Source organism: Streptomyces sp. URMC 126 (assembly GCF_051386555.1).
Taxonomy (GTDB): domain Bacteria; phylum Actinomycetota; class Actinomycetes; order Streptomycetales; family Streptomycetaceae; genus Streptomyces.
The window spans coordinates 1-9009 of record NZ_JBPQTX010000288.1 but is presented as its reverse complement, the minus strand read 5'-3'; the positions used below and the strand labels follow the sequence as shown (position 1 = coordinate 9009).

Below are 9009 nucleotides of genomic sequence, written 5' to 3'. Positions count from 1 at the left end.
GTGCGGCCACGCCCGCGCGTCCGGCCACGCCCGCGCGTCCGGCCACGCCCGCGCGTCCGGCCACGCCCGCGCGTCCGGCCACGCCCGCGCGTCCGGCCACGCCCGCGCGTCCGATCGCGCCCGCGCGCCGGAGCGCGCCCACACGCCTGAGCCCGACCGGTCGCGTCCTCTCGCGCCCCACGCCCGGTCGGAAACGGGCCGCCTCCGGCCGGCGGGGACGGTCGTCTCCTACCGGCGGCAACGGCCGTCTCCGGCGCGCGGCCCGTAAACACACCGTGTCCGGACGAGACTAGGGCCCGCCGCGCACCGGAACTTGCCCGTACGCGCACCCGGCCTTGCCTCCCGGCGCACGGAACGCGGACGCGCCGCGTGGGACGGCGCGCGGACAACAGGGGCGGGCACGAGCCATAGAGGCCGGCCGAACCTGTAGGCACCGCACACGCCCCATGGACACCACCTCACGCGCACAGCGCGCGAACGAAGCATCCGGCCGCCACGCAGGGGCGTGCGGCCCTCCGCCGCAGCCGACGACGACGACGGCGCGCGGCCGGGCGCCGGACGCACGCCGAGCTCCTCGCCACCGGGAGGCCGCATCTCCGGCGAACGGGGTAAGCGCCAGGCGACGGACGACGCGACGGCGACGCCCGGCGGCGCTCTGACCGCTGAGGGAAGCCGGACGCGGAACGACAAGGCAATACGCATGGCAACACGGAGGACGGGTGATCGTCGATGAGTTTCCTGGACCGGATTCCCCGGCAGGGCCGTACCGAGGAGCGCGGCCGGGGCCCGGCGCCCGGCCCCGCGCCCGGTCCGGTGCCGGACCGCGGCGAGGAGTCGGTGAGCGCCCTGGTCTCCCGGGCGTCCGACCAACTCGCCGAGCTGGTGCGGGCGGAGATGCGGCTGGCGCGGGCGGAGATGGTGGAGAAGGGCCGGAGCTTCGGGAAGGGCGGCGGCCTCCTCGGCGGCGCCGGCCTGGTGGGGTTCGTGGCGTTCCAGGCCCTGGCGGCGACCGCCGTCGCCGCCCTCTCCCTGGTGCTGCCGGTGTGGGCGGCGGCGTTGATCGTCACCGCGGTACTGGGCGTGTGCGCCGGGGTGTTGGCCCTCGCCGGCCGGCGGCGGATTCGTGAGGCTGCGCCGCCGGTTCCCGGGCAGGCGATCGAAGGCGTCAAGAAGGACACCGCGATGATCAAGGAGAGGAGCACCCGATGAGCGAGAGCTCCGAGGACGGGCGGGCCGCACCGACGACCGAGGACCTGCGGGCCCAAGCGGAGGGCGCCCGCGAGGAGCTGGGCCACACGGTGGACGCCCTGGCCCGCAAGGCCGATGTGAAGGCACAGGCGAAACGGAAGGCGACCGCCGTCAAGGACGCGGCCGGACAGGCCACGGAACAGGCCCTGGACAAGGGATCGCAGGTCGTCCGGCAGGTACGGGACCGGGTACCGGAACCCGTCCGCGCCCAGGCGGCCACGGCCCGCGCCGAACTGACGCAGCGGACCACGACGGTCGTCGAGACGGTACGGCAACGGGCACCGGAACCGGTCCTGGCGACGGCCCGGCGGGTCACCGGCCTGCTGCGCGTCGGACGCGGACCCCTGCTCGCGGCGGGCGCCGTCGTCCTCGCCGTGGGGGTGGCGCGGCGCACGAGGAGGTCCCCGTGAAGGGGGTGAAGATCGCCTACAAACCGGTCGGGTTCGCCCTGGGCCTGGCCGGCGGCATGCTCGCCGGGGCGGCCTTCCGGCGCACGTGGAAGCTGCTGGGGCACGACGACGACGCTCCCGACGCGACGGACGAGGACCGCACCTGGAGCGAGGTCCTGCTGGCCGCCGCCCTGCAGGGCGCGGTCTTCTCCGTCGTCAAGGCGGCCGTGGACCGCGCCGGCGCCACCGCCACCCGCCGCCTGACGGGCACGTGGCCGGACTGACGACGGGCACGTATCCGACGGACCGAGCCACTCCGCCCCTGACGCTCCGTCCCCTGATGCTCCGCCCCCTCACACTCCGTCCCCTGCCGGAGCGGCCCCGGCGGGGACCCGGCGGGGGTCGACGGGGGGCCGACACCCCGCTCCGTCCCTCCCCTCCCGGCCGCCCCCCCCGGGCGATTCCCGCTTCAGGAAAGCCTGCCACCGTAGTCGGGCAGCTTGAAGCCCTTCTCGTAGTAACCGCCCTCGAAGTCGGTGGAACGGTTGCCGATGTTGGCGGTGATGCGGAATCCGCCCTCCGTAAGCTCCTCGCGGCAGCGCTCCTTGCCCTCGCTCTTGCTCTCGCCGTGCTCGCGGGTGCAGATCGCGTCCACCGGATAGCCGGCCGCCGTGAGGTCCTTCCGGGCGGACGACGAGGAGGTACGAGCGGTGACGAAGAGGACGGCGACCTTGTGCTCGCGCGCCCAGCGGGCCACGCGCAGCACGGGCTCGTTGGCGCGTCCCGGGTGGTAGTACGTCTCCAGCGCGGTGTTGTCGATGTCCAGCACGACGGCCGGCTTCCCGCCGCGTCCCGCCGTCCGCTCCCGCAGCCAGGGGATCACCGGGTCGACGGCTTCGCGTACGTCGGCCTGCCAGGTGCGGTAGTCGGGGACGTCCGCGTCCGGGCCCGGCCGGGCGGCACCGGCCGTGCCCGGTGCCGCGAGCGGCAGCGCGAGCGCGGCCAGCGCGGCGAGCGCGGCGGTACGGAACCTCGGGGTCCAGATGGCGGCGGAGGCTGCGGGCAGGGGAGAAGTGGGGGGCATCGAACGCGTTCCTTCCGGTGACCAGTGTGACCGTCCGACAGATCAGCAGCACCGGGGGGCGGCCGGGCGAATGAACGGTGGCCCGGATGTGAAGGTTCTTTGAGGTGTGCATGGCGGCCTGCGGCCGTCCGGAAAGGACGCCGGGCCGCACCACGGCACCCACCCGTACCGGCAGACGGCCGCCGCCTCGACGTGAACGACAGTTCTCCGGGTATCAGGCCGGTATGAAGAGCCCCGTCGGAGACGTGATCCCCACCCGGGAGCGCCGAGTCCGCGCCCTCCCACGGCAGGCGTCCGGCTCACCCGGCCCGGCCGGCTCCTCCGGCTCGCCGGGCCCGGCGCGTACCGGCCCCCGCGGCTGGAGCGAACGGGCCCCCTCACGCCTCCACCACAGCCGGCCCACCGACCCCGGCTACGTCCGGGTCCGGCACGGGCGCGGCTTCCGCTACCGCGACGCGGAGGGCGCGCCGCTGCGCGACCCCGACGCGCTCGCCCGGATCCGGGAGCTCGTCATCCCGCCCGCCTGGCGCGACGTGTGGATCTGCACCCGGCCCGACGGGCACCTCCAGGCGGTCGGCACCGACGCCGCGGGCCGCCGCCAGTACCTGTACCACCCCGCGTTCCGCGCCGAGCAGGAACGGGCCAAGCACGACCACGTCCTCGACGTCGCCGAGGCCCTGCCCGCCCTGCGGGAGACCGTCGAGGAACACCTGGCCGACCGCGGCCTCACCCGGCGCCGCGTCCTGGCGACCGCCGTCCGCCTGCTCGACCTCGGCTTCTTCCGCGTCGGCAGCGACCGCTACACCGAACTGCACAACAGCTACGGCCTGACCACCCTGCTGCGCGAGCACGCCCGCCGGCGGCGCGGCGCGGTCGTCTTCACCTACACGGGCAAGCACGGCAGGGAGATCGTGCTGCCCGTCACCGACCCCGCCGCCTGCCGCACCCTCACCGCCCTGCTCCGCCGCCGCGGCGAGGACGACCGGCTGCTCGCCTACTGGGAACGGCGCGCCTGGCACGAGGTGAGCGGCGACGACGTCAACGCGTACCTCAAGGAGCAGGCCGGGCTCGACATCACCGCCAAGGACTTCCGCACCTGGCACGCCACCGTGATGGCCGCCGTCGCGCTGGCCGTCTCCCAGGGCGCCGTCCGCAGCGAGACCGCCCGTCGCCGCGCCGTCGCCCGCGCGGCCCGCGAGGTCGCCGGCTACCTCGGCAACACCCCGGCCGTGTGCCGCGCCTCGTACATCAACCCCCGGGTGATCGAGCTGTACGAGGAGGGCGTCACCATCGCCCCCGCCCTCCCACGGCTCGGCGACGGCGTGGACCCCGGCGCCCCGGCCACCCACGGCCCCGCCGAACGCGCCGTCCTCCACATGCTCCGCACGGGCCGCCCGCCGAAGGGCGTCTGAACGGCCGGTGCCCGCCGCTGTTCCCGCGTCGGCGTTCCCGCGCCCCCCGTTCCCTGAGCCGCCCGGGTGGCCCGCGGGCGCGGCGGGGTGCACTCTGCGTAGGCCGCGCCGCAGGGGTTACTCGCCAGGCGAACAGGGGTGGTCGGGAGGCGTCGGAACCGGCGCAGCGGGCAGGCGCTTGATCACCACGCAGCCACCCGAGCCACCGGCCCCGACGACGCATGGGACTACCGGACGCACCGGAGCCACCGGAGCCGGCAGAGTCTCGGCAGGCCGGTCGGCCCGGACCCCGTCCGCGTCGGCCGCGTCCGCCGCGTCGGCGCGGGTGGCCGTGGACCGAGAACCGCCCCGGAACGGAGGACGTCATGCAGGCAGACGACGGTGCCCGGAAGCAGGACCCACAGGGCGAGCGGAGCGGGCGACGGCGGGACGAGGGCGGGGCGCCGCGCGCGCGGCCCGCGCCGATCGGCAAGGGCGACACACCGAACGTGGCCGGCAGCGACGTACAGCAGCCGGAGATCGCCGAGGGGCCCGTCGAGGGGCTCCAGCCCGGTGAGGAGGTGCGGCGGGGCCCCTGGCACCCGCCCGTCGAGGTCGACCCGCCGCCGGGATACGGCCGCCCGCCCGGGGAACGCGGCGGGAACGCGCGGCACGGGCAGCGTGAACGGCAGCGGCTGGGGCGGGAGGACACCCCCGGCAAGAGCGCCCCCGCCAAGGACGCCCCCGGCGCGGACACCCCCGAACGGAAGGAGACCCCGTGACCACCCCCCACGACCCTGGAGTCTCTCCGGAGGACGAGGGCATCCCGGACCTGCAGGACGGTACGCCGGAGCAGCAGCGGTCGAGTGACCCCCAGCGGATGCCGGTACCGGGGGACACCCCCACCGCCGTCACGGAGGAGCGTCCGACCGCCGAGGAGATGCGGGAGGGCCGGCCGCTGGACGAGCGGCTGAACGAGGAGGAGCCCGAGGCGGACCCCACCCGGCTCGCCGAGCCTCGCCGGCCCGCCCGTGACGACCCCGAGCCCGACGAGCCCTCCGCCGGCGCGGAGGCCACCGCCGAGGAACCCGCCGGACTCCTCTACGACGAGCCCGACCCGGACCGCCCCCGCGAGCAGGACGTCTACTCCCAGGAGGGCACGACCGACGGCCTCTCCGCCGAGGAGGAGGCCGTGCGCATCAGGGACGACGAGGCGCTGTGACGGACGGAGCCGGTGCGGCCTCCCCGGGAGACCGCCCCGGCTCCGCCCCTCTTCACCGGCTCCGCTCCTCCTGCCCGGGGTGAGTTCCCGCCCCGGGCGTGCCGCCCCCGGGCGTGCCGCCCTCCGTGGGCATGACCCGCCGTGTGACCGGCGTCTCATCGCACCCCGTCCACCGCGCCGACTTGCGGTCATACAGAAGACGCATGAGAGATGCGATCGCCTCGCTTGCGGTACGGGGACCCCCTGTACGTAAATGCCACCCGTACACGGTGCGGGCCCGCGCCACCCTGGGCACGAGACAGACTGGGAACGCCTCGGATGAGCGCCACACAGACATCGGATACCACCACCCCCCAACGACGCGCCGGACGAGCCGGGTTCATCCCGCTGCTGGCGCTGGGCACGTTCGCGCTGGGCGTGGACGCCTACGTGACGGCCGGGCTGCTGCCCCTGGTCTCGGACGACCTGGACGTCTCCGCCTCCTCCGCCGGGCAGATGGTCACCGTCTTCACCCTCTGCTACGCGCTGGGCGGACCGCTCTTCGCCACCCTCCTCGCCGCCCGGCCCGCGAGGACCGTGCTCGGCGTGGCCCTGGTGGTCTTCACCCTCGGCAACGCGCTGACCGCCCTCGCCCCGACCCTCACCGTCCTGCTGGTCGCCCGTGGGGTGGCGGGCGTCGGCGCGGGGGTGTACTCACCCATCGCCGCCGCCACGGCGGCCGGCCTCACCTCCCCGGAACGGCGCGGCCGGGCGCTGGCCACCGTCATGGGCGGCCTGAGCGTCGGCACCGTCATCGGCGTCCCCGCCGGCCTGCTCCTCGCGTCGCACCTGGGGTGGCGGGGCACGCTGTGGCTGATCACCGCGCTGGGCGCGGTCGCCCTCGTCGGCATCACCCGCCTCCCGGACGTCGAGGTGAGCGCTCCGCCGCCGCTGGGCGAACGGGTGCGCGCCCTCGCCGGCGGCCGGGTCGCCGGGATCGTCACCGTCTCGCTGCTCGGCGGCGTCGCCAGCCTCGGCCTGTACACCTACCTCGCCGAGTTCCTGAAGGACGCCGCCCACACCGACCGGACGGTCTGGGCCCTGTGGGCCTGGGGCGCCGGAGGCATCGCCGGCAGCCTCGCCATCGGACCCGTCGTGGACCGGACCCGCCGCCCCTTCGCCGCGGTGACCTGCGTCCTGGCCCTCATCGCGGGCGCCCAGTTGGTCCTGCCCGCCGCCGCCCACACCGCCGCGGCCCTGACGGCCGTCCCGCTGGTGGTCTGGGGCGCGGCCGGATGGGCCGTCCAGGTGCCCCAGCAGCACCAGCTCATCGCGGCCCAGCCGCGACAGGCCACGGTCGCCGTCTCGCTCAACAGTTCCGCCGTCTACCTCGGCAGCGGCATCGGCTCCGCGCTCGGCGGCGTCGTCCTGGGCCTGGGCACCTCCCCGGGCGCCCTGCCGTACTGCACGGGCGCCCTCACCCTGCTCGCCCTCGTCCTGCACCTGACCGTGGTACGCCGCGCCGTCCGACCCGGGGAGCAGCCATCCGCACCGTCCTGAGCTGGGAAAACAGCCGGAACACGGGGCCGTCGCCCGCGTCGGCGGTGACTAGCATGGCCCCCATGGACATCGGCCTCCGTCACCTGCGGTACTTCCTCGTCCTGGCCGAGGAGCAGCACTTCACCTGGGCCGCCGACCGGCTCGGTGTCTCCCAGCCCACGCTCAGCCGGCACATCCGGCGCCTGGAGGACGTGCTGGGCCGGCCGCTGCTGGACCGGAGCACCCGCCACCCCCGCCTGACCGAGGAGGGGAGCCGCCTGCGGGCCGAGCTCCAACTCCTCCTGCCCCGGCTCGAAACGGCGCTCCGGCCCGCCGAGCCGCAGTCCACGCTGCGCCTCGGCTACGCCTGGGGCTTCCCCCTCCGGCTCGGCCGCCGGGCGCAGGCCACACTGGAGGAGCGGTACCTCGTCCCCGTCCGGGTCGTCCGCCGGGAGGACCGCACCGCCGGGCTCCGGGAGGGCTCCGTCGACGCGGCGCTGCTCTGGGGGACCGTCCGCGATCCGCGCATGGTCACCACCGAGATCCTGCGCGAGCCGTACATCGCGGCGGTCTCCCGGAGGTCCACCCTGGCCACGCGCGAACGGGTCGGCTGGCGGGACGTCGGGCGCCGCTGCCTCGTCGTCGACACCGTCAGCGGCACCCTCACCCCGGGCGACTGGCCGGCCGACGCCACCCCCGAGATCGGCGAGGAGACCGCCAACATCGAGGAGTACCTGCACGCCGTCGCCGCCCGGCGCGGCGTCGGCGTACTCCCGGCGTCGGTGGCCGCGCAGCACCCCGACCCGGACATCCTGTACCTGCCGCTCACGGGCGCCCCCGAGGCCGTCCTCACCTACGCGTACCCGCGCGCCGACCCGCACCCGTACGCCGCCACCCTCGGGAGCGTCCTGCGGCAGGGCCCGGACGGTGAGCGGTCCGGACGCGTGCGGGGCGCCGGGGCCGGCGACCGCGGCGGGAAGGTGGGCAGCCGCCGGGGGTGAGCCCGTCCGCGCCGGCGCAGGGGTGCGCCGGCCGCCCCGGGCGCGGGGTGCTGGTGACGGCGGAGGCCGTCCGCCAAGCTGGTGCCCCCGGACCGGATCCACGGAAAGGTCTGTCGTGTACCTCGCCGACCCCGACCGCTACGCCACCATGCCCTACCGCCGCGCCGGCCGCAGCGGGCTGAAGCTCCCCGCCGTCTCCCTCGGGCTGTGGCACAACTTCGGCACCGACCGCGACCTCGACACCCAGCGGTCCCTCGTCACCCACGCCTTCGACCACGGCGTCACCCACTTCGACCTGGCCGACAACTACGGGCCACCGCCCGGAGCGGCGGAGACCGCGTTCGGCCGCGTCCTCGACGGCGGGCTGCGCGCGCACCGCGACGAACTCGTCGTCTCCACCAAGGCCGGATACCTGATGTGGCCCGGCCCCTACGGGGAATGGGGGTCCCGCAAGCATCTCCTCGCCTCGCTCGACGCGAGCCTGCGCCGCATGGGCCTGGAGTACGTGGACGTCTTCTACTCCCACCGCCCGGACCCCGGCACCCCGCTGGAGGAGACCATGGGCGCCCTGGACACCGCGGTCCGCCAGGGCAAAGCCCTCTACGTCGGCGTCTCCAACTACTCGCCGGAGCAGACCCGCGAGGCCGCCCGCATCCTCCGCGACCTCGGCACCCCGCTCCTCCTCCACCAGCCCCGGTACTCGCTCCTCGACCGCGCCCCCGAGGAGGAACTGCTGGACACCCTGGACGAGCTCGGGGTCGGATCGGTCGCCTACTCACCCCTGGCCCAGGGATTGTTGACCGACCGCTACCTCGACGGGATCCCGGCCGGTTCCCGGGCGGCCGGCGCCAGCCCCTTCCTCACCTCCGCCGACGTCACGCCCGAACTCGTCACGCGATTGCGGGCGTTGAACGACGTGGCGGTCAAGCGCGGCCAGACGCTCGCGCAGCTGGCGCTGGCGTGGGTGCTGCGGTCCACGATCACCTCCGTGATCGTCGGGGCCAGCGGCACGGCGCAGCTCGACGACAGCCTGGCCGCGACCCGAAACCTCACCTTCACGGAGGAGGAACTGGCCCTGGTGGACGCGGCGCTGGCGCCCTGAGGGCACCGGTGCCGGCCGGCGTGGTGCTCTTACCGCACCACGCCGCCCCCCCTC

At 75.5% G+C, this 9009-nt stretch carries 10 protein-coding genes; 9 read left to right on the top strand and 1 reads right to left on the bottom strand.

The annotated features are described in order from the left end of the window. Positions 1-729 precede the first annotated feature (729 nt). From ACSNOK_RS26655 to ACSNOK_RS26645, 3 genes are read left to right on the top strand one after another with little or no spacing between them, the layout of a single operon-like run. Complete coding sequence (locus ACSNOK_RS26655; RefSeq protein ID WP_436783322.1) at positions 730-1209, top strand: phage holin family protein; 480 nt, start codon at positions 730-732, stop codon at positions 1207-1209. Next, positions 1206-1658, top strand: a complete 453-nt coding sequence (locus ACSNOK_RS26650; RefSeq protein WP_436783321.1) for a DUF3618 domain-containing protein — start codon at positions 1206-1208, stop codon at positions 1656-1658. The genes ACSNOK_RS26655 and ACSNOK_RS26650 overlap by 4 nt, the downstream gene beginning before the upstream one ends. Next, entirely contained in the window at positions 1655-1921 is a 267-nt protein-coding gene (locus ACSNOK_RS26645) for a DUF4235 domain-containing protein (protein WP_436783320.1), read from the top strand. Before ACSNOK_RS26650 ends, ACSNOK_RS26645 begins: the two co-directional genes overlap by 4 nt. Before the next feature lie 185 nt (positions 1922-2106). Here ACSNOK_RS26645 and ACSNOK_RS26640 read toward each other — a convergent pair whose 3' ends face one another. Then, complete coding sequence (locus ACSNOK_RS26640; RefSeq protein ID WP_436783319.1) at positions 2107-2721, bottom strand: HAD family acid phosphatase; 615 nt, start codon at positions 2719-2721, stop codon at positions 2107-2109. Positions 2722-2945: 224 nt separating this feature from the next. Between ACSNOK_RS26640 and ACSNOK_RS26635 the strand changes: the two genes are divergently transcribed. The 6 genes from ACSNOK_RS26635 to ACSNOK_RS26610 all read left to right on the top strand — a co-directional run bounded on the left by ACSNOK_RS26635 (position 2946) and on the right by ACSNOK_RS26610 (position 8955). Then, a complete protein-coding gene (locus ACSNOK_RS26635) occupies positions 2946-4133 on the top strand; it encodes a DNA topoisomerase IB (protein WP_436783318.1) in 1188 nt (395 codons plus the stop codon). 365 nt (positions 4134-4498) lie between these two features. Further along, on the top strand, positions 4499-4894 hold the full coding sequence (locus ACSNOK_RS26630; RefSeq protein ID WP_436783317.1) for a hypothetical protein: 396 nt from the start codon (positions 4499-4501) through the stop codon (positions 4892-4894). Next, entirely contained in the window at positions 4891-5334 is a 444-nt protein-coding gene (locus ACSNOK_RS26625; RefSeq protein ID WP_436783316.1) for a DUF5709 domain-containing protein, read from the top strand. The genes ACSNOK_RS26630 and ACSNOK_RS26625 overlap by 4 nt, the downstream gene beginning before the upstream one ends. 318 nt (positions 5335-5652) lie before the next feature. Beyond that, positions 5653-6873 carry an MFS transporter gene (locus tag ACSNOK_RS26620; protein ID WP_436783315.1) on the top strand — a complete coding sequence of 407 codons (1221 nt, stop codon included), beginning with the start codon at positions 5653-5655 and terminating at the stop codon, positions 6871-6873. 62 nt (positions 6874-6935) lie between these two features. Continuing rightward, positions 6936-7853 (top strand): LysR family transcriptional regulator, encoded by a 918-nt coding sequence (locus ACSNOK_RS26615; protein ID WP_436783314.1) that lies wholly within the window; start codon positions 6936-6938, stop codon positions 7851-7853. Between the two features lie 115 nt (positions 7854-7968). Continuing rightward, positions 7969-8955, top strand: coding sequence for an aldo/keto reductase (locus ACSNOK_RS26610; RefSeq protein ID WP_436783313.1), 987 nt, complete (start codon positions 7969-7971; stop codon positions 8953-8955). Positions 8956-9009 lie beyond the last annotated feature (54 nt).

Excerpts from the sequence above, each read along its gene's own strand:
- ACSNOK_RS26655 (WP_436783322.1), top strand. The coding sequence starts at position 730 with ATGAGTTTCCTGGACCGGATTCCCCGGCAGGGCCGTACCGAGGAGCGC.
- ACSNOK_RS26650 (WP_436783321.1), top strand. The coding sequence starts at position 1,206 with ATGAGCGAGAGCTCCGAGGACGGGCGGGCCGCACCGACGACCGAGGAC.
- ACSNOK_RS26640 (WP_436783319.1), bottom strand. The coding sequence starts at position 2,721 with ATGCCCCCCACTTCTCCCCTGCCCGCAGCCTCCGCCGCCATCTGGACC.
- ACSNOK_RS26635 (WP_436783318.1), top strand. The coding sequence starts at position 2,946 with ATGAAGAGCCCCGTCGGAGACGTGATCCCCACCCGGGAGCGCCGAGTC.
- ACSNOK_RS26630 (WP_436783317.1), top strand. The coding sequence starts at position 4,499 with ATGCAGGCAGACGACGGTGCCCGGAAGCAGGACCCACAGGGCGAGCGG.
- ACSNOK_RS26620 (WP_436783315.1), top strand. The coding sequence starts at position 5,653 with ATGAGCGCCACACAGACATCGGATACCACCACCCCCCAACGACGCGCC.
- ACSNOK_RS26615 (WP_436783314.1), top strand. The coding sequence starts at position 6,936 with ATGGACATCGGCCTCCGTCACCTGCGGTACTTCCTCGTCCTGGCCGAG.